This is a genomic window from Pseudovibrio sp. FO-BEG1, from assembly GCF_000236645.1.
Lineage (GTDB): Bacteria > Pseudomonadota > Alphaproteobacteria > Rhizobiales > Stappiaceae > Pseudovibrio.
Map to the genome: position 1 here is coordinate 621,140 of NC_016642.1, position 19,771 is coordinate 640,910.

The 19,771-nt window shown below is 51.2% G+C and carries 20 protein-coding genes; 16 read left to right on the forward strand and 4 right to left on the reverse strand.

Features of this window, described 5'->3' with window-relative positions; genetic code table 11:
* The first annotated feature begins 218 nt into the window (after window positions 1–218).
* From PSE_RS02895 to PSE_RS02905, 3 genes are all read left to right on the forward strand, one after another.
* Entirely contained in the window at window positions 219–893 is a 675-nt protein-coding gene (locus PSE_RS02895; RefSeq protein WP_014283496.1) for a sulfate transporter family protein, read from the forward strand.
* Between the two features lie 43 nt (window positions 894–936).
* A complete protein-coding gene (locus PSE_RS02900) occupies window positions 937–1,416 on the forward strand; it encodes a GNAT family N-acetyltransferase (RefSeq protein WP_014283497.1) in 480 nt (159 codons plus the stop codon).
* Between the two features lie 261 nt (window positions 1,417–1,677).
* Window positions 1,678–2,205: a dihydrofolate reductase family protein gene (locus PSE_RS02905; RefSeq protein WP_014283498.1), complete on the forward strand. Its 528-nt coding sequence runs from the start codon at window positions 1,678–1,680 to the stop codon at window positions 2,203–2,205.
* 56 nt (window positions 2,206–2,261) lie between these two features.
* Here PSE_RS02905 and PSE_RS02910 read toward each other — a convergent pair whose 3' ends face one another.
* Window positions 2,262–2,741, reverse strand: coding sequence for a hypothetical protein (locus PSE_RS02910; RefSeq protein ID WP_208998072.1), 480 nt, complete (start codon window positions 2,739–2,741; stop codon window positions 2,262–2,264).
* Between the two features lie 517 nt (window positions 2,742–3,258).
* Here PSE_RS02910 and sdhC point away from each other — a divergent pair.
* From sdhC to PSE_RS02930, 4 genes are read left to right on the forward strand one after another with little or no spacing between them, the layout of a single operon-like run.
* A complete protein-coding gene (gene sdhC, locus PSE_RS02915) occupies window positions 3,259–3,657 on the forward strand; it encodes a succinate dehydrogenase, cytochrome b556 subunit (protein ID WP_008548214.1) in 399 nt (132 codons plus the stop codon).
* Window positions 3,658–3,668: 11 nt separating this feature from the next.
* The gene (gene sdhD, locus PSE_RS02920; RefSeq protein ID WP_008548683.1) at window positions 3,669–4,052 is read left to right on the forward strand and encodes a succinate dehydrogenase, hydrophobic membrane anchor protein; all 384 of its coding nucleotides are present in this window, start codon (window positions 3,669–3,671) and stop codon (window positions 4,050–4,052) included.
* Between the two features lie 5 nt (window positions 4,053–4,057).
* Window positions 4,058–5,923 carry a succinate dehydrogenase flavoprotein subunit gene (gene sdhA / locus PSE_RS02925; RefSeq protein WP_008548323.1) on the forward strand — a complete coding sequence of 622 codons (1,866 nt, stop codon included), beginning with the start codon at window positions 4,058–4,060 and terminating at the stop codon, window positions 5,921–5,923.
* Window positions 5,924–5,948: 25 nt separating this feature from the next.
* Complete coding sequence (locus PSE_RS02930) at window positions 5,949–6,731, forward strand: succinate dehydrogenase iron-sulfur subunit (protein ID WP_014283501.1); 783 nt, start codon at window positions 5,949–5,951, stop codon at window positions 6,729–6,731.
* A gap of 81 nt (window positions 6,732–6,812) precedes the next feature.
* Here the strand turns inward: PSE_RS02930 and PSE_RS02935 are convergent, their stop codons facing one another.
* Complete coding sequence (locus tag PSE_RS02935; RefSeq protein ID WP_008548630.1) at window positions 6,813–7,499, reverse strand: outer membrane protein; 687 nt, start codon at window positions 7,497–7,499, stop codon at window positions 6,813–6,815.
* Window positions 7,500–7,748: 249 nt separating this feature from the next.
* Window positions 7,749–8,348, reverse strand: a complete 600-nt coding sequence (locus PSE_RS02940) for a TetR/AcrR family transcriptional regulator (protein WP_008548272.1) — start codon at window positions 8,346–8,348, stop codon at window positions 7,749–7,751.
* 208 nt (window positions 8,349–8,556) lie between these two features.
* Here PSE_RS02940 and PSE_RS02945 point away from each other — a divergent pair, with 208 nt between their 5' ends.
* Together PSE_RS02945 and PSE_RS02950 are read left to right on the forward strand one after the other, a co-directional pair.
* A complete protein-coding gene (locus PSE_RS02945) occupies window positions 8,557–8,910 on the forward strand; it encodes a carboxymuconolactone decarboxylase family protein (RefSeq protein WP_008548520.1) in 354 nt (117 codons plus the stop codon).
* 135 nt (window positions 8,911–9,045) lie between these two features.
* On the forward strand, window positions 9,046–9,873 hold the full coding sequence (locus PSE_RS02950) for a DNA polymerase beta superfamily protein (protein WP_014283502.1): 828 nt from the start codon (window positions 9,046–9,048) through the stop codon (window positions 9,871–9,873).
* Between the two features lie 143 nt (window positions 9,874–10,016).
* On the opposite strand, the gene PSE_RS02955 is transcribed toward PSE_RS02950, so the two are convergent.
* On the reverse strand, window positions 10,017–10,394 hold the full coding sequence (locus PSE_RS02955; protein ID WP_014283503.1) for an MAPEG family protein: 378 nt from the start codon (window positions 10,392–10,394) through the stop codon (window positions 10,017–10,019).
* A gap of 263 nt (window positions 10,395–10,657) precedes the next feature.
* Between PSE_RS02955 and PSE_RS02960 the strand changes: the two genes are divergently transcribed.
* From PSE_RS02960 to PSE_RS02990, 7 genes are all read left to right on the forward strand, one after another.
* Window positions 10,658–11,116 carry a low molecular weight phosphatase family protein gene (locus PSE_RS02960; RefSeq protein ID WP_051125867.1) on the forward strand — a complete coding sequence of 153 codons (459 nt, stop codon included), beginning with the start codon at window positions 10,658–10,660 and terminating at the stop codon, window positions 11,114–11,116.
* Between the two features lie 188 nt (window positions 11,117–11,304).
* A complete protein-coding gene (locus PSE_RS02965) occupies window positions 11,305–11,844 on the forward strand; it encodes an AprI/Inh family metalloprotease inhibitor (RefSeq protein WP_008548619.1) in 540 nt (179 codons plus the stop codon).
* Between the two features lie 233 nt (window positions 11,845–12,077).
* Window positions 12,078–13,229: a cell division protein ZapE gene (zapE, locus tag PSE_RS02970; protein ID WP_014283505.1), complete on the forward strand. Its 1,152-nt coding sequence runs from the start codon at window positions 12,078–12,080 to the stop codon at window positions 13,227–13,229.
* 194 nt (window positions 13,230–13,423) lie between these two features.
* Window positions 13,424–14,386, forward strand: a complete 963-nt coding sequence (gene mdh, locus PSE_RS02975) for a malate dehydrogenase (RefSeq protein WP_008548788.1) — start codon at window positions 13,424–13,426, stop codon at window positions 14,384–14,386.
* A 92-nt stretch (window positions 14,387–14,478) separates the two neighbouring features.
* Window positions 14,479–15,678: an ADP-forming succinate--CoA ligase subunit beta gene (gene sucC, locus PSE_RS02980; protein ID WP_041767882.1), complete on the forward strand. Its 1,200-nt coding sequence runs from the start codon at window positions 14,479–14,481 to the stop codon at window positions 15,676–15,678.
* Complete coding sequence (sucD, locus tag PSE_RS02985) at window positions 15,678–16,601, forward strand: succinate--CoA ligase subunit alpha (RefSeq protein ID WP_014283507.1); 924 nt, start codon at window positions 15,678–15,680, stop codon at window positions 16,599–16,601. Before sucC ends, sucD begins: the two co-directional genes overlap by 1 nt.
* Before the next feature lie 184 nt (window positions 16,602–16,785).
* A complete protein-coding gene (locus PSE_RS02990) occupies window positions 16,786–19,755 on the forward strand; it encodes a 2-oxoglutarate dehydrogenase E1 component (protein ID WP_008548523.1) in 2,970 nt (989 codons plus the stop codon).
* The last annotated feature ends 16 nt before the right edge of the window (window positions 19,756–19,771 follow it).

The following is a 19,771-nucleotide window of genomic DNA, read 5'->3' on the forward strand; positions in this document are numbered from 1 at the left end:
ATCACGAAGCGACGCAGCCTGTTGATCTTGACGATTGGCAGGCTGCTTTAACAGCTCTGGCTCTTGTTGCTGCTAATTGAAATGCTTATCTAGTGCGTAACTCTGGAATGTGTTTGGGCATTTCAGATCCAAATACACTTAAAGCAACGACTTGGAGCGGGATGTGTGAGCGTACCGAGCTCTGAGTGCCATTTGTTTTCAAGAATTCGGCGCAAGAGATGTTATCGGCAGCAATCAAAGCATTTTCGCAGGTTTTCGAACCCCATTTCAGAAGCATATTTTTCAAGGCCTTAGGGCTCACTCTGCTTCTTCTCCTCGTAGCTTGGATCGCCATTCAGGGTTTGGTTGGGTACTTTATTGACCTTCCGGAGAATTGGCAGGACACAACAGTCAGTATCCTGACTGGCATCGGCGCCCTGATTGGTCTTGGTTACATCCTCGCCCCAGTCTCCGCGATGGTGGTCGCGTTTTATCAGGATCAGATCTCCGATCTCGTTGAAGAGCGCTCCTACCCGCATGACAAGCCGGGTAAGGCCCTACCTCTTGGCGAGTCCATTGTTACCGCTCTGCGTTTTGTCGGTGTTGTAATCATTGCAAACATCTTCGCCTTGATGCTGTTTTTTGTTCCAGGCATCGGCCAGATCGCATTCTTGCTGGTAAACGGCTATTTGCTTGGTCGCGAATACTTTGAGTTCGTAGCTATGCGGTTCATGCCAGTGCAGGAGGCAAAAGCTTTCCGCAGATCACAAGGCGGAACTGTGTTTGCAGCAGGCCTCATTGTTGCGTTCGTTCTGGCAATCCCGATCGTCAACCTCATCACGCCACTCTTCGCAACAATCTTTATGGTGCACGTCTTCAAGACGCTCCGTACGAAACGCAATTTATCCGTTTAGCGGCGAAGAATACTACAATTTTAAGAAATAACAGGAAACAGGTGTGTTTGCTATTAGAAGCTTTATTGCTGACGATCTAACCTGGACGCATGCTCTAAATGAGGAGCATGCTGTCGAGCTCTCCTCTTTGACACTGGATGGTTTCGCGGAGCTGATCGAAAAATCGACCTATGTGAAAGTCGCAGACAACGATGCTGGTCTGCTGATCACCTATGATCAGGACGGCGACTATTCTTCCATCAATTTCAGATGGTTCTGTGAGCACTATGACAACTTCCTCTATGTGGATCGCATCGTAATTTCCAAGGCTGCGCGTGGACAGGGCATTGCCAGAAAGCTCTATGATGACCTCTTTCAGTTCGCAAAAGCGAAGGGGTATGAGCGTGTCGTCTGCGAGGTAAACTCAGATCCTCCCAACCCAGCTTCTGACGCTTTCCATGCCTCTTTGGGTTTCAAAGTCGTCGGTAAGGCTGAATTGGAAGGAAAGGGGAAGACGGTGCAGTACATGGAAAAAGCACTCTGAAAACCGCTGTTTTATGAAAAATCAGGGAGTGTTGAACTGCTTGATTTGTTACTGCTGCGCCACAGCAGCTCGAAATCTCTACGCCATCGTCTCTTTAAAGTCTTGTCAGGTTGACCTGCCGAGAAATCTGTTTCAGCATAAGGTCAAGCAATGAGGAGGACTCTGTCAGTGAACAACTAAGGCAACCCAAATTCTAATTAGATGCACTGCTGCGTTCAGCGCGGCCGGTGTTCGTTGCCTATTTGTTTTGATGGAGTCTTTATGAGACGCGTTATTTATGACGTCGCCGTAAGTCGCGACGGTTTTATTGCTGGCCCAAACGGCGATGTTTCAATCTTCCCGCACACAGGTGAACACGTAGATGCCTATAATGAGCGTCTATCGACCTATGACACGGTGATCATGGGACGTCATACCTATGAGTTCGGTTATCAGTTTGGTCTTCCTGCTGGTGCAAAAGCTTACCCAAATATGCGCCATCTGATTTTCTCCGAGGGAATTCAGTTGCCCCAAGATGCGGAGGTGGAAACAGTCAGAGCCGACTTCGCTGCATGTGTCGATGAGCTGAAGAATGAGCGGGGCGGTGATATCTATCTGTGCGGTGGGGGGATGTTTGCTGGTCTGCTGGCCGAAAGCAATCTAATCGACGTCCTGCGCTTGAAAGTCGCTCCTGTCGTATGCGGAGGCGGCACACCGCTGTTCGCCAATGTCTCCCAACGGATTGACCTAACCTGCCTCTCCTCAAAGCTCTATGAGAGCGGCGTGGAGTACTGTGAGTTTGCTCTGTAGTAAGATGATAACTTCGGCGGAGCGGCTTTTTTCCTGCTCCGCCTTAGCTTGCAAACTTAGTCACGTGCCTCAACGAGCTTCCAACCCTTGTTCTGCCAGCCTTCAGCAGAGAGCTTGATCATATCGGAGGTGCGGATGAGATAGCCAGGTAGTTTGACACTGTTGCCTTTGCTGGTTCTGAACTCCAGATCCATGTTCAGCTTACCGCCAAGCTTCTTGATCAACGCAGATCCACCACCATCAATGCTACCTGATGAAATGTAGATGAAGTTAACCCGATCGCGGATCGCGACTGAGGCAGCAGCAAAGCTGATCATGTAGCCAAGACCTTGTCGTGTCGGGTTAGTGGTCATGTAGCCTTCCTGAGCCCATACGCCATCGGGCATCAAAATGTTCTCTCCCGGCTCATAAGCAATGTGGTCTGAGTAACAGACGCTGGACGTAAGTGAGGCATCACCATCAAAAATGCCTTCAAGACAATTACGCTGCTCATCCACCCGGAATGTATGCGTGTCTTTGGCCCATCTGTAGCTCATCATTGTCTCCTTTTCGGATGTTGTTTGTGGCGATTTAAACCATCGCTTGAAACGAAGACGCAGAATGGGCGTGCCTGTGAGATGGGGAGTGGATCAGAAGTGGCTCAGAAGGCAATTTTGATGGCTAAGCTGGATATCGAAACCAGTTGCTCTATTTCTTGCTGATGTGGGTTGTGTCAGCTCATTCACGTTAAATAAAGTTTACGTAAACGTAATTTGACTTTAAGTGATTTTCTGAAAAATTTTCGGTAATTTCAGTAAAATAAAATATGAGCCCAAAACTCAAGATAATAAATAGGCAGTTTCTTGTTACTTGATCACATAGAAACTAACAAAGTTTACACCGCAAAATCTAATCATTTCGGCCAATTTTGAGGGCAAACCTAGTAGAAAAAGCATTTAGTCGCATAGGATGCTTTGACGCACCCAGAAACTGAAGGTATTAGAACCTCATACAACGCCTTGTTTTGTTACGTTTACGTAAGCGTAACTTAAACTAGGGACGGGAGAGAGATTTATGGCGAACGCTGACCTCAAGGCCAACAGGCCATTGTCGCCCCATCTTCAGATCTATAAGCCGATCGTGACGATGGTGATGTCTATTTTGCATCGCATCACCGGTGCGGCGCTTTACTTCGGAACGATCCTGATGGCGTTCTGGCTTGTCTGTGCAGCAGCAGGCCCTGAATCCTATCAGTTCGCGATGGATGTATTCGGTTCCTTCCTGGGCCAACTCGTCCTCTTCGGATTCACCTGGGCTCTTGTGCACCACATGCTGGGCGGCTTGCGCCACTTTGTATGGGACATGGGTCATGGCTTTGACTTGTCTGCAGCGAACTGGATGGCTCGCGCAACAATCATTGGCTCCGTAAGCCTCACAGTGATCCTCTGGATCATTGGCTTTATCGTTGCTTAAAGGAGAAACCGATGTCCGATATGCGCACCCCCCTCGCTAAAGTACGCGGCCTTGGTTCTGCCAAAGATGGCACAACACACTTCTGGCGCCAGCGCGTAACCGCTGTAGCCAACGTATTTCTGATTTCCTTCTTTGTTATCCTCGTTATCGCCCTTCAGGGTGCTGATTATGCGAGTTTCACTGAAGCGCTTCAAAATCCGGTCATTTCCATCTTGCTGCTATTGGTAATCCTGGTGGGTTGCCTGCACATGAAGCTGGGTATGCAGGTTATCATCGAAGATTACATTCACTCCGAAGGCCTCAAACTCCTTCTGCTCATGGGTAACATCTTCTTCGTTTCTATTATTGCACTCAGCTCCGTAGTTGCAGTGCTTAAAATCAGCTTCGGAGGCTGATCTCAATGGTTGAACAAACCGGTGTAGCAACAGCGCCGAGCCAGAGCGGCAAGGCCTATGAGTTTGTAGACCACAAGTTTGACGTTGTGGTTGTTGGTGCTGGTGGCGCAGGCCTCCGTGCAACGCTCGGCATGGCTGAGCAGGGCTTGAAGACAGCTTGTATTTCCAAGGTGTTCCCAACCCGTTCCCACACTGTAGCAGCACAGGGTGGTATCGCAGCAAGCTTGAAGAACATGACGCCAGACTGCTGGCAGTGGCATATGTATGACACTGTGAAGGGCTCTGACTGGCTTGGCGACACTGATGCGATGGAATACCTCGCTCGTGAAGCCCCTAAAGCAGTTTATGAGCTTGAGCACTACGGTGTGCCATTCTCCCGTACGGAAGAAGGCAAGATCTACCAGCGCCCATTCGGCGGCCACATGCAGAACTACGGTGAAGGTCCTCCGGTACAGCGCACCTGTGCAGCTGCTGACCGTACAGGCCACGCAATCCTGCATACGCTTTATGGCCAGTCCCTGCGCCACAACGCAGACTTCTTCATCGAGTACTTCGCACTCGACCTGATCATGTCCGACGATGGCGTGTGTCAGGGCGTGATTGCATGGAACCTCGACGACGGCACCATTCACCGCTTCTCTGCGAAGATGGTTGTTCTGGCGACCGGCGGTTATGGCCGCGCATACTTCTCTGCAACATCCGCGCACACCTGTACTGGTGACGGCGGCGGCATGATCGCACGTGCGGGCCTGCCTCTGCAGGATATGGAGTTCGTTCAGTTCCACCCAACCGGCATCTACGGCTCAGGCTGTCTGATCACTGAAGGTGCTCGCGGTGAAGGTGGTTATCTCGTGAACTCCGAAGGTGAGCGCTTCATGGAGCGTTACGCACCTTCCGCAAAAGACCTTGCATCCCGCGATGTTGTTTCCCGTTGTATGACAATGGAAATCCGCGAAGGCCGTGGTGTTGGCAAAAACAAAGACCACATCTTCCTGCATCTGGATCACCTCGATCCTGACCTGCTGGCAGAGCGTCTTCCAGGCATCTCCGAGAGCGCACGCATCTTCGCAGGCGTTGATGTAACCAAGGCTCCAATTCCGGTTCTGCCAACCGTTCACTACAACATGGGTGGTATTCCAACCAACTATTGGGGTGAAGTGCTGAACCCAACCAAAGACGATCCAAACGCAGTTGCGCCGGGTCTGATGGCTGTTGGTGAAGCTGGCTGTGCATCCGTTCACGGTGCAAACCGCCTCGGTTCCAACTCCCTGATTGACCTTGTTGTGTTCGGTCGTGCGGCAGCAATTCGCGCTGGTGAAGTGATTGACCGCGAAGCTCCAATCCCAGAGCCAAACGAAGCAAGCAGCCAGAAGATCATGGCGCGCTTCGACAAGCTTCGCTTTGCGAAGGGTGGTACTCCAACCGCTGACCTGCGCCTGAAGATGCAGAAGACCATGCAGGAAGATGCTGCGGTGTTCCGTACTCAGGAAAGCCTGGAACAGGGTTGTGAGCGCATCTCCGCAATCTGGGGTGAACTGAGCGATCTGCACGTTTCCGATAGCTCTATGATCTGGAACTCTGATCTGGTCGAGACTCTCGAACTCGAAAACCTTATGGCCAACGCGATCACCACTGTTTACGGCGCTGAAGCCCGTAAAGAGAGCCGTGGCGCGCACGCTCGTGAAGACTACAAAGATGGTCCTCTGGGTGGTCGTAACGATGACGAGTGGCGCAAGCACACCATCTCCCATCTCTCCGAAGATGGTAAGGTGACGCTCAGCTATCGTCCGGTTGTTCTTGAGCCGCTGACCACCTACGAACAGGGTGGTATCGACATGAAGAAGATCGCACCGAAAGCCCGCGTCTACTAAGGCGCCGAAACCAGGAGTAACTGTTATGGCTGAATTCCAACTGCCAAAAAACTCCCGGATGGGAGAGGGCAAGGTCTGGCCGAAACCAGAAGGCGCCACCAACGTACGTGAGTACCGCATCTACCGCTGGTCTTCGGACGATGGTCGCAACCCGCGCATCGACACCTACTACGTTGATGCTGACGAGTGTGGCCCAATGGTTCTGGACGCGCTCATCTACATCAAGGACAAGGTCGATCCTACACTGACCTTCCGTCGTTCTTGTCGTGAGGGTATCTGTGGTTCCTGTGCGATGAACATCGACGGAACCAACACACTGGCATGTACAAAGGGTGCGGACGAATGTTCCCACGAGATCGTCAAGATCTACCCTCTGCCACACATGCCTGTTGTGAAGGACCTTGTACCGGATCTGACACGCTTCTACGCGCAGCACCGCTCCATCGAGCCATGGCTGAAAACCACCACACCTGAGCCTGAAAAAGAATGGCTGCAGTCCTACGAAGATCGCCAGAAACTGGATGGTCTTTATGAGTGCATTCTGTGTGCTTGCTGCTCCACATCTTGCCCAAGCTACTGGTGGAATGGCGACCGTTACCTCGGTCCAGCTATCCTGCTGCAGGCATACCGCTGGCTGATCGACAGCCGTGATGAGGCAACTGGTGAGCGTCTGGACAATCTGGAAGATCCATTCCGTCTGTACCGCTGCCACACCATCATGAACTGTTCTCAGGCATGCCCTAAGGGTTTGAACCCTGCAAAGGCAATTGCTGAGATTAAGAAGATGATGGTTGAGCGCCGCGTCTAATCAACGTTCAAGCGACCTATCAGAACATAAAAGCCGCCTCACTGAAATGAGGCGGCTTTTTTCATTTGAGACTCTGATAGCCTAGAACTTGTAGGAAACACCTAGCCGGATTGCATCGCTATCGATGTCTTCCTTGAAGCGCGTACCACCTACGGTGAAACTGCGGCCCGGGAATACGATGCGTTCATAGTCGAGGCGCACGATAATCCGCTCTGTGACAAACATCTCAAGACCGGCACCACCAACCCAGCCCAGCATCGTGTTGCTATCTGTACCGGGACCAAAGTTCGGATTTGAGGCGCGGAAGGTGGAAACCGCTGCGCCACCAGTCACATAGGCCATGAACCAGTCATAAGTCAGGCCAGCTCGGATCTTGGCTGCTGCGAAGTAATCGGAGCGCAAGGACATCTCGCCACGTGAACGCTCACCAAAGGCCCAATAGGCACCTTCACCTTCTACGCCGATCAGAATGTTCTGGTATGTGTAGTTGTAACCGCCATACAGGCCGACTGTACCGCCGTTGTATTGAGAGCCACTGTTGTTGAAGCGGTTTGTGCCATGCAGGCGAGCCCAGCCGCCCTGAACACCGAGATAAAAACCATCCCAGTCATACTCAGGCGGGGTGATCAACCCGTCGACAACTTCTTCCTCGTAAACTTCATAGGGTTCTTCCACCTCAACACCGGGTGGATATTCAACAGCATAGGAATGGCTGCTGAAGCCGAGCAATCCCAATACCGCAAACGCAAATACTCTTAAGCGACTCATTGGTTCCCCCAAAATACGCAAGAGGATGACACGGCTAAAAAATCAGACGTGATAGGTAACTTGATACAAATAAGTCTAGAACTGTGATCTTTATAAATGCTTGATTTTAAAAAGGAAAATTTGCGTTAATGCTTGTTTGAAATGACAAGTGCGCGCGTGCCGTTTTATCAATTACAAGGGAGAGAAATCTGCAATCCCTACGAAACAGTCAACGCCCTTGAATGCGGTTTACGAAAAATCAGCGACTCTCTAGCGCCGTTCAACGCCCTTCAGCACAAGCTTGATCACGCCAATGCACTCTTTACGCTGAATGTCATAGGGTTCCTGGCTGTGTAACTGAGGAAACCGGAACTTCATTGTGGCCGCGTGGATGTTCCGCGCAACCTGACTAACCTCACGCAGGTCAAACTCTTCAGCTAGGTTGCCGGAATGTAGGATCGTGTGCATCGGCTGACGCACAAGCCGGAACAACTCTTCAAAGTCTTCCGGTCGTTTGCGTTCAAGCACTTGCAGGCAGTCAGCCAATCCCTGATTAAGTTCCAGCAACCGGTATGTCTCTTCAAATTCCATCAAAAGGAACTTGCTCAGACGTGCAGACGCGCTGGCATTGGGATCTGTCGCAGTTTCAAGGCGTGCAACAAGCTTCACCACCTCAGCAGCAACCACTGCACAGGCAAGATCAATCTTGCTGGGATAGAAGTTATAGATGTGCGCCATCGAAATGCCTGAGGCATCAGCAATTTCGCTCACCGAGGTCTTCTTGTAGCCTTGGGAGAGGAATGCATCACGGGCAGCGCTGAGAAGATCAGCAGCACGGCCCTTTGCAGTCAGGATTTCTGCGATGGACATCTTAATTTCCGAAATGAAAAAACGAGAGTTCCTTCAGTAATCATAGCTGAGTAAAGATTGCAATGACGTTAGCGTCACATCAACAGGCAAATTATGTAAAAACACGAATGATATTAATACGCTATGCGTGATTTCTTTGATTTTTATCATTGTTGGGTTTCGGTGAATTATTAGTATTAGTAATATCTAATATAAAAGGAGTCGAAGCATGGCTGTAGAGAATTGGCAAGAATTTCTGAAACAAACCGACGGTCGCCTCGCTGAACTTCGCCCAGGCATTCCTGGCGTAATGAAGGGATTTGGCGAAATCGCGAAAAGCGCGATCGGAACTGGTGCTCTTGAGCCAAAGCAGAAAGAACTCATCGCAATCTCAATTGGTGTGGCTGCGCGCTGCGATGCATGTCTGGGCTACCACGCAAAAGCTTGCATCAAGTACGGCGTAACCCGCGAAGAGCTTATGGAAGCGCTTGGTGTAGCGGTTTACATGGGCGGCGGACCTTCCTTGATGTACGCTGCAGAGGCGCTGAGCGCATTTGATGCTCTTTTGGAAGAAGCGAAGTAAGACACCGCACATCTTCACAATGCCTCTCTGTTTTCCTAAAACTTAGAGAGCAAACTGCTCGTGCGCACTTGCCCTGAATTGCGTTCAAGGGTAAGTGCAACGAGGGGAAGCCTCTTAGATTTCAGGTAGGCAATATTGGTAGGTGCACCTTCACAGGTTGGTTCAGAAAGCTCTTCTGTATTTTTTGAGCTTGAAAAGAGCTTTCGTGATTTGGAAAACGAGAGAAATCTGCGTGTTCTGCACGCGGGTGATCTTTCGCACCTGTACCTCAATAAGAAGTCCGAAGACTACTACGCCAATTGCCGGTTCATCTATATTCGGTCAATTGAGCACTACCTCTCCCTTTTTCCTGCTGAAGATACGTTGGAAGTTGACGTAAACACACCAGCAAACGTGTCGGGATGGGATCTGAAGAAGACGCTGATCGCTCTGCTAAAGGGTAATCCTGAGCCTCTGGATTGGGTTCAGTTGAAAGATCCTTATGCAGGACACGATGAGTTCCCGAAATCTTTGGTTTCCTTTGCTCTTGAGTACTGCGACCCTGTCCGCTTCGCTCTCTACCACTACAACAGGCTGGAGCGCCAAAAACACAGGTTTGATGGTGTCTCGCTGACAGAGATCGTTCCTGAGCGGCTTTATGATCTCATTCGTTCCTCACTGGTCCTGCGTTGGTACAACCAGAATCGCTATCAAGGCGTTCCACCTTCACGCCTGATGGAAATCGCGGAAGCAACCTTCATCCGTCCAGTTCTTCGTGGTGAAATCGAAGAGTTGGTTGAGCGCAGTGAAGCTGGAATGATCAAAGATGTTGTTCGTCCAGCAGGTGCGATCAATGACCTGATTCTGTCAGAGCTTGAAGCCGGGCCCGCCTTGTTGGCTCGTCGCCGACGCGCGTTCACACAAGAAACAGCGTCTCAGGCAGATAGATTCTTCCTGAAGTGGGCAGTCGTCCCTAAAAACTAAAGGGGCTGATAAGGCCGCTTGTTTACTTCTCGCGATTACTGAGCTGCGGAAACTGCAGAACTGCGCCAGTTTGCGCAAGAAAGGTCTTTACCTTTCTCACAATACCTTGAAATCGCGGGGATTATGACCCTCAGCGCTTGCTGTTAAGACCACGCCGGAGACGTGAACAGCGCAACACAACAGACCAATCCTACGAACCAGACCAGAGAGCGCAAGGTCGCGCGGTTGAGCCAATAGCAGGCGATGTAAAGAAGACGCATCGCGATGAACAGGCCGCACAATCTTTCGATCCAGTCTGGGTTGCCGCCATAAGCAAGGGCAACGAGAACTGAAATTGCGAAAAGAGGAAATGCTTCGTAGCCGTTGACCTCAGCAGAGCGGGCGCGCAGGCGGAAACCTTCTTTCCAGTACTCAGGATCTCTTGGATTAGCATTGTCGAATTTGCGCGAAAATTTGGCAGGAAGAACAGATAGCCATGGCATCAGACCGGCAATCAAAATTGTCCATAAAGGGAAAGACATTGTGCAAGCTCCAAACAAGATCAAGAAAATCGGAGCCTTTATACAGGCGTAGAGAAGCAAAGTGAACTGAGTTCACTTAGGTTTGAAGTCAATATGGCGAATATTTCCGCGCCTTGGCTTCGCTCATTCCAAAATTAATCGCATTTATTTTAAGCGCACCGTTCGGTTGTCATCGATCCGAAGAAAAAGGGCACTATGAAGTGCTCGAACCGTATGACACCGAATGATTGGACAATGTCCGGCGCTCCAGTGGAGGCGTGCCTATGACCAAGGCAAATGTACTGTTTGTATGCGTAGATAACTCGTTTCTGAGCCTGGCCGCTGAGGCCTATTTGAATCACACATCCATGGGTGAGTTGCGTGCCTTCTCTGCAGGGCCCTTGCCTCGGGAAGAGATGGTATCTCTCACGCAGAAAGTCCTTTTCACCAATGGAATGGACGAGAGTGGCCTTCATCCCAAGCCGTGGACCATTTTTTCGCTGCCGCATGCACCCCAGCCCGATTATATAATAAGCCTTCAGACAAGCGTGCTTCTTGACAAGCAACCAATGTGGCCTGGGCAACCTGTGAAGATGAACTGGGACATCTGCCTAGATGAAAACACACCGCGGAACATAAAAGAGGCCACAGATGCATTCCGCAAAATTAAAGAATCTATAGATCTCGCAATCTCATCTAAGGTATTTTCTAGTGATTCTCTGAATTGGCGTGCCGCTTGTTAAGCTTCACTGGCCCAATGCTTTATCGTAGTTGTCAGATTTTCGCATATTTCCCCTAGGAAACAGGGGTTTCAGTGGGAAACTCACATTTTTTTGAGTGCTAAACCTTTCACCTGCCATGTTTTAGGGGCAGTTTCTTAAGGTCTTTATGGTTAATACGCCTTAATTCACAAGGCTGGGATGACACCACTATGAATCGTAGTTTGACGATTGCATTTGTTTCTGTAATTGCACTTTCCACTATGGCGTGCCAACGGACGACGTATACCCGTAGCTATGTCTCTCCGTTGCCTGCTTCCCCGATCTCACCAATCGAAGGCCAGACACTGTCGCCGATCACACCTGGTCAACCAGGCTCTGAAGGCCAGATCCTGGTTGATGGTCAGGACGCAAACGCTAACTCTCAGGTTGTTTCTGCACCACCTGCTCCAAACGTAAACGCAACAGGCGGCTCCGTAGGTCGGACTGACCTGCTAGGCGGCTGGAGTGTTTCATCAGGCGGCGACAACTGTAAGCTCTTCATGACTCTGACCAAATGGAGTGGTGGCTACCGCGCGAACACCCGCGGCTGTAGCGACGCAACACTCTCTCAGATCTCCGCATGGAATCTGAATGGCAATCAGGTTGTTCTGAAAGACGCTGGCGGCGGAAATGTAGCGACTCTTTCTGGTGGCGGAACCAACTTCTCCGGCCAGACAGCGAACGGCGCTCCAATCAACTTCGCCCGCTAATCATCAGTTGATGGTCTTATAAGTTTAGAAGCGTTGCGCTGGTATCAGGCGCAGCGCTTTTTGTGTTTGTGCAAGTGCGCCGTAGATTTTGATGAGATGTGAGGCATTGGTTTTACGAATAAACCCTATTGTACTTGCGTCTGGGTAGCGCTCTCCATTATGCCATGGGCAAATATGCCCAATAGGCCGGGTGATTTGCCCTTCAAAAAATCAGCTTAAGGAATGTGAGCTCCGTGCTTGAGAATACGTCTAACCTAACAACCGTCCTTGCCAACTATGAAGCAATGGTCGCGCGAGGCGATCTGGAAGCGGACCCAGCGCAGATTCAGGTGGCAAAATCTCTTGATGCTTTGACAGCCGAAATGGCGCAGCGAAAGCCGGAAGAGAAGAAGGGCCTGCTGGGGCGCTTGTTTAGCAAAGGCAAGGAAGAGCAAGAGTTCACCAAGGGGCTCTATGTTTGGGGTTCCGTTGGGCGCGGCAAGACCATGCTTATGGATCTGTTCTTCGATCTAAGCCCAGAGCCTAAGAAGCACCGCTCTCACTTTCACGAGTTCATGGAGGAGGTTCATGACCGCGTGTTTATCGTCCGAAAGCAGATCAGCGCTGGCACCATCAAGGATCGCGACCCAATCATCCCGATTGCCGAGCAGATCGCCAGCGAAACGCGCCTCCTTTGTTTTGACGAGTTCACTGTCACGGACATTGCTGACGCCATGTTGCTTGGTCGTCTGTTTGGCAAGTTGTTCGAAGCCGGTGTTGTTGTCGTGTGCACCTCAAACGTGGTGCCAGACGAGCTCTATAAGGACGGACTGAATAGAAATCACATTCTTCCATTCATCCGTTCTCTGAACGAGCGGATGAATATTCTGCACCTTGATGCGCCTACTGATTATCGCCTTGAAAAGCTCTCCGGCTCAGACACGTATCTGGAGCCGCTTGGTCCGGAAAGCCTGCAGCGCATGGAGAAGCTCTGGGATAGCATGACTTATGGCCTTCAATGCCACCTGGTTGAGCTTGAAAACAAGGGCCGGAAAATCCCGGTCAGCCGGACTTGTAGCGCGATTGCCTGGTTCACATTTCAGGAGCTCTGCTGCACCCCGCTGGGACCATCCGATTATCTGCGTATTGCACATGCTTTCAACACAGTTTTCCTCGAAGGTGTGCCCGTCCTGGACAAGACACGTCGGAATGAGGCTAAGCGATTCATTAATCTGATCGATACGCTATATGACAATCACGTCCATCTCGTGATTCAGGCAGGCGCAGAGCCGCAAGACCTCTATGTTGCCTCTTCTGGAACGGAGGCTTTTGAGTTCGATCGGACTGCTTCGCGGCTCATTGAAATGCGTTCGGAAGAGTACTTGATGCATGAGCAGAATACCTAAAACTGAAAAAAATTAAATATTTTCAGAAATGACGTATTGAGAGCTTATCCAAACTGCTAAAAAAACGTCATTTTACGGAAAATAACGCGGATGTGTGCTTCATTTGGGTTGCGCACATGCGTCAAAAACGCTACCCACTGCGACAAATAGGCACCATATATCATGGTTCTATGTTACGTAAAGGGGAGCTCCTCATGGCGCGCAACAAGATTGCTTTGATTGGATCTGGTCAGATTGGTGGCACACTTGCACACCTCGCTGGTCTGAAAGAACTGGGTGATATCGTTCTGTTCGATATCGCTGAAGGTATGCCTCAGGGTAAAGCTTTGGACCTGGCAGAATCTTCTCCGGTTGATGGCTTTGACTCAGGTCTGTCTGGCACCAACACCTATGAAGGTATCGAAGGCGCTGATGTCGTCATCGTGACCGCAGGTGTTCCTCGTAAACCTGGCATGAGCCGTGATGACCTGCTTGAAATCAACCTGAAGGTTATGGAGCAGGTTGGTGCTGGTATTAAGAAGTACGCACCAGACGCATTCGTTATCTGCATCACCAACCCACTCGACGCAATGGTTTGGGCTCTCCAGAAGTTCTCTGGTCTGCCAGCAAACAAAGTTGTCGGCATGGCTGGTGTTCTGGACAGCGCGCGCTTCCGCTACTTCCTCGCTGAAGAATTCAACGTATCCGTAGAAGACGTAACCGCATTCGTTCTTGGCGGTCACGGCGACACCATGGTTCCGCTGACTCGTTACTCCACCGTTGCAGGTGTGCCTCTGACCGATCTGGTTAAGATGGGCTGGCTCACTGCAGAGCGTCTGGAAGAAATCGTACAGCGCACCCGTGATGGTGGCGCAGAGATCGTAGGTCTGCTGAAAACTGGTTCCGCATTCTACGCACCAGCTGCTTCTGCTATCCAGATGGCTGAGAGCTACCTGAAAGATAAAAAGCGCGTTCTTCCATGTGCGGCTCATCTTGATGGTCAGTACGGTCAGAAAGATATGTACGTTGGCGTGCCAACCGTTATCGGCGCAAATGGCATCGAACGTATCATTGAAATCGATCTCAATAGCGATGAAAAAGCTATGTTCGACAAGTCCGTTGCTTCCGTAAACGGTCTCGTTGACGCTTGTAAGAAAATCCAGCCTGCTCTGGCATAAGCCAGGCAAACTTTGATCTGAAAGGCTGGCAGCAATTGTCGTTGCCAGTCTAGCTTCCTGCTCCGGCAGGGCCCTTAGAATGGGAAGTGCAGATGAACATTCATGAGTATCAGGCTAAAGCAGTCCTGAAAGAATACGGCGCACCGGTTGCTGAAGGTGTCGCAATTTTCTCCGCAGACGAAGCAAAAGCTGCGGCAGATAAACTTCCTGGCCCGCTTTGGGTTGTGAAGTCCCAGATCCACGCCGGTGGCCGTGGTAAAGGTAAGTTCAAGGAACTCGGCCCAGACGCAAAGGGCGGCGTTCGCTTGGCATTCAGCAAGGACGAAGTTGAGTCCCACGCGAATGAGATGCTTGGCAACACCCTCGTAACCGCTCAAACCGGTGACGCAGGCAAAGTTGTAAACCGTCTTTACATTGAAGACGGCGCAGACATCGATCGCGAACTGTATCTCTCCCTTCTGGTAGACCGTACTTGTGGTCAGGTTGCTTTCGTAGCATCCACCGAAGGCGGCATGGACATCGAAGAAGTTGCACACGCAACTCCTGAAAAGATCCTCACCCTGCCAATCAATCCATTGGAAGGTGTGACTGAAGAGAAGGCTTCTGCGCTTTGCGACACCCTCAAGCTTGAAGGTGAAGCACGCGAAGACGGCATGAAGCTGTTCCCGATCCTCTACAAAGCATTTGTAGAAAAGGATATGGCGCTTCTCGAAATCAACCCGCTGATCGTCATGGAAAACGGTCGTCTGCGCGTTCTGGATGCGAAAGTATCCTTCGACGGCAACGCACTGTTCCGCCACGAAGACATCGTTGCTCTGCGCGATAAAACCGAAGAAGACGAAAAAGAGATCGAAGCTTCCAAGCACGACCTCGCTTACGTTGCTCTTGACGGTAACATCGGCTGCATGGTGAACGGTGCTGGTCTCGCAATGGCGACCATGGACATCATTAAGCTGTATGGTGCTGAGCCTGCAAACTTCCTCGACGTTGGTGGCGGCGCTACCAAAGAGAAAGTAACCTCTGCGTTTAAGATCATCACATCTGATCCAAACGTACAGGGCATTCTGGTTAACATCTTCGGCGGCATCATGCGCTGTGACGTTATCGCAGAAGGCGTGCTGGCTGCTGTTAAAGAAGTTGGCCTGCAGGTTCCACTCGTTGTGCGTCTTGAAGGCACCAACGTTGAGCTTGGCAAAAAGATCATCAACGAGAGCGGCATGAATGTTATTCCTGCTGACGATCTCGATGACGCAGCTCAGAAAATCGTAGCTGCTGTGAAGGAGGTCGCATAATGTCCATCCTCGTAGATAAAGACACCAAAGTTATTGTTCAGGGTCTGACCGGTAAAACCGGCACATTCCACACTGAGCAGGCACTGGCATACTTCGGCACCAAAATGGTTGCTGGCGTACACCCTAAAAAAGGCGGCGAAACTTGGTCTTCTGGCCTCGATTCCGCAGCTGAACTGCCAATCTTCGCTTCCGTTAAAGAAGCTAAAGAGGCAACCGGTGCAAACGCTTCTGTAGTTTACGTTCCACCAGCAGGTGCAGCAGCTGCAATCATCGAAGCAATCGACGCAGAAATCCCATTCATCGTTTGTATCACTGAGGGTATCCCAGTTGCAGACATGGTGAAGGTGAAAGCTCGCCTCGATAACTCCAACAGCCGTCTGCTTGGCCCGAACTGCCCAGGCGTTCTGACCCCTGAAGAATGTAAAATCGGCATCATGCCTGGTTCTATCTTCAAAAAGGGTAATGTTGGCATCGTGTCCCGCTCAGGTACCCTGACTTATGAAGCTGTGTTCCAGACTTCTCAGGAAGGCCTCGGCCAGACCACTGCTGTTGGCATCGGTGGTGACCCAGTTAAGGGCACCGAGTTCATCGACATGCTGGACCTGTTCCTGGATGATCCAGAAACAGAATCCATCATCATGATCGGTGAGATCGGTGGTTCTGCTGAAGAAGAAGCTGCTGAGTGGCTGAAAGAACAGGCTGCTAAAGGCCGCAAGAAGCCAATGGTTGGCTTCATCGCAGGTCGTACAGCGCCTCCAGGCCGTACCATGGGTCACGCAGGTGCTGTGATCTCTGGCGGTAAAGGTGGTGCTGATGACAAGATCGCAGCAATGGAAGACGCGGGCATCCGTGTTTCTCCATCCCCTGCGAAGCTTGGCAAAACCCTTGTTGCTCTTCTCGAAGAATTGAAGCAAGGCGCTTAAAAATTACACCTCCTATACTATTTAGGAGGCATACTAAATCGACTGTCGGTGAATCACTTTCATCGACAGTCCTTGAGGAGGCAGTAAGTCCCCAGGCTTACTGTCAGTCGCGGGACCCAAGGGTATGTGGTGTGTGACACCCGCCCAAAGAAAGTAGGGCGGATCAAAAGTCCGCTTAAAAACGATGGCTCGGCAGGACGCGAACAACGTATTCGCGCTGACGTCGTTTCTATACGGCGCCAACGCTCCTTATATTGAAGAGCTCTATGCTCAATATCAGGAAAACCCGAATTCACTCGATCCCGAGTGGAAAGAATTCTTTTCTTCGCTTCAGGACAATCCAGAGGACGTAATCAAGGAAGCTCGCGGAGCGACCTGGAAGCGTTCTGACTGGCCAGTTCCAGCAAACGGTGAACTGGTTTCAGCTCTTGATGGCGATTGGCCTGCTGAGAAAGAAGTCAGCAAGAAGATCAAGTCCACAGCCAAGAAAAATGGCGTCGAGCTAACCGAAGATCAGGTGCTGCAGGCAACACGTGATAGTGTCCGCGCTATCATGATGATCCGTGCATACCGTATGCGCGGCCACTTGCATGCTGATCTTGACCCGCTCCGTCTGGCTGTTCCTGGTGACCACGAAGAGTTGCATCCCGCGACCTATGGCTTCTCTGAACAGGACTGGGATCGGAAGATCTTCCTGGACAACGTTCTGGGCATGGAATTCGCCACCATCCGTGAGATGTTGGACATTCTGAAACGGACCTATTGCTCCACCCTTGGTGTTGAGTTCATGCACATCTCTGATCCTGCTGCAAAAGCATGGCTTCAGGAGCGCATCGAAGGTCCGGACAAGCATGTTGCCTTCACACCGGAAGGTAAAAAGGCGATCCTCAACAAACTGGTTGAGGCTGAAGGCTTCGAGAAATTCCTCGACGTAAAATACACCGGTACCAAACGTTTTGGTCTGGACGGTGGTGAAGCGCTGATCCCTGCGCTGGAGCAGATCATCAAACGTGGTGGTGCTCTTGGCGTGCAGGACATCGTTCTGGGCATGGCACACCGTGGCCGCCTGAACGTTCTGTCTCAGGTGATGGGCAAGCCTCACCGGGCAATCTTCCATGAGTTCAAGGGCGGTTCCTACGCTCCTGATGATGTGGAAGGCTCCGGCGACGTGAAGTACCACCTCGGTGCATCTTCTGACCGTTCCTTTGACAACAACAACGTTCACCTGTCTTTGACTGCGAACCCGTCTCACCTTGAGATCGTAAACCCGGTTGTTCTGGGTAAGGTACGTGCGAAGCAGGACCAGCTGGCAGACTGGAAAGAAACAACGGAAGTTGAGCGTGACAACGTTCTTCCGCTGCTTCTGCACGGTGATGCTGCATTCGCTGGTCAGGGTGTTGTTGCTGAATGTTTCGGTCTGTCCGCACTGCGCGGTCACCGCACCGGTGGTTCTATCCACTTCATCATCAACAACCAGATCGGCTTCACAACCAATCCACGCTTCTCCCGCTCTTCTCCATATCCTTCTGATGTGGCGAAAGTGATTGAAGCGCCAATCTTCCACGTAAACGGCGACGATCCAGAAGCTGTTACCTACGCTGCGAAGATTGCGATTGAGTACCGTCAGAAGTTCGGTCGTCCGGTTGTGATCGACATGATCTGTTACCGTCGCTTCGGCCACAACGAAGGCGACGAGCCTGCGTTCACGCAGCCAATCATGTATCGCAAGATCCGTAAGCACGCGACAACTCTGCAGATCTATGCTGACAAGCTGGTCAAAGAAGGCCTGATGTCCGCTGAAGACGTTGAGAAGGCAAAAGCTGACTGGCGTGCGCATCTGGACCGTGAGTTCGAAACTGGCCAGACCTACAAGCCAAACAAGGCTGACTGGTTGGACGGTCGCTGGTCCAAGATGAAGGTCGCTAAGGAAGTCGATGAGCCACGCCGTGGTTCTACTGGCATGCCTTTCGAAGATCTGAAGGCTATCGGCGAGAAGCTCTCTTCCGTGCCGGACGACTTCAACGCACACCGCACCATCCGTCGCTTTATGAGCAACCGTGCCAAAATGATCGAAACCGGTGAAGGTATCGATTGGGCAATGGGTGAAGCGCTCGCATTCGGTTCTCTTCTGAAAGAAGGCCATTCCGTTCGTCTGTCCGGTCAGGACTGTGAGCGTGGTACTTTCTCTCAGCGTCACTCCGTTCTTTACGATCAGGAAGACGAAGGCCGCTACATCCCGCTGAACCACGTTGGTGAAAAGCAGGGCCGCTACGAAGTAATCAACTCCATGCTTTCTGAAGAAGCGGTGTTGGGCTTCGAATACGGTTACTCCTTGACTGAGCCAAACGCGCTGACCATGTGGGAAGCACAGTTCGGCGACTTCGCAAACGGCGCTCAGGTGCTGTTCGACCAGTTCATCTCTTCTGGTGAACGTAAATGGTTGCGTATGTCCGGTCTGGTTTGCTTGCTGCCACACGGCTACGAAGGCCAGGGCCCAGAGCACTCCTCTGCACGCCTTGAGCGCTTCTTGCAGATGTGCGCGGAAGACAACATGCAGGTTGCGAACTGTACAACGCCTGCAAACTACTTCCACATCCTTCGCCGTCAGCTGAAGCGTGACATTCGTAAGCCGCTCGTTCTGATGACACCGAAGTCTCTGCTCCGCCACAAGCGTGCAGTTTCCAAGCTGGAAGACTTTGGCGCAGACGAGAGCTTCCACCGTCTCCTTCACGATGACGCGCAAACGAACCCAGGTTCAACTGTTGAGCTGAAGAAGGATGAAGACATCCGTCGCGTGATCCTCTGTACTGGTAAGGTCTACTATGACCTGCTCGAAGAGCGTGAGAAGCGTAACATCAACGATGTTTACATCCTCCGCGTTGAGCAGCTCTACCCATTCCCTACCAAATCCCTATGTGTAGAGATGGCGCGCTTCAAGAATGCAGACGTAGTCTGGTGTCAGGAAGAGCCAAAGAACATGGGCTCCTGGTTCTTCATTCAGCAGTACATTGAATGGGTTCTGGAGCATGTGAATGCAAAAGTGCATCGCCCACGTTACGTTGGCCGTCCACCAGCTGCTGCAACAGCAACCGGCTTGATGTCAAAGCACTTGGCTCAGCTACAAGCTTTCCTCGACGATGCATTCGCCGAGTAAGTACCTCGTAATCAGG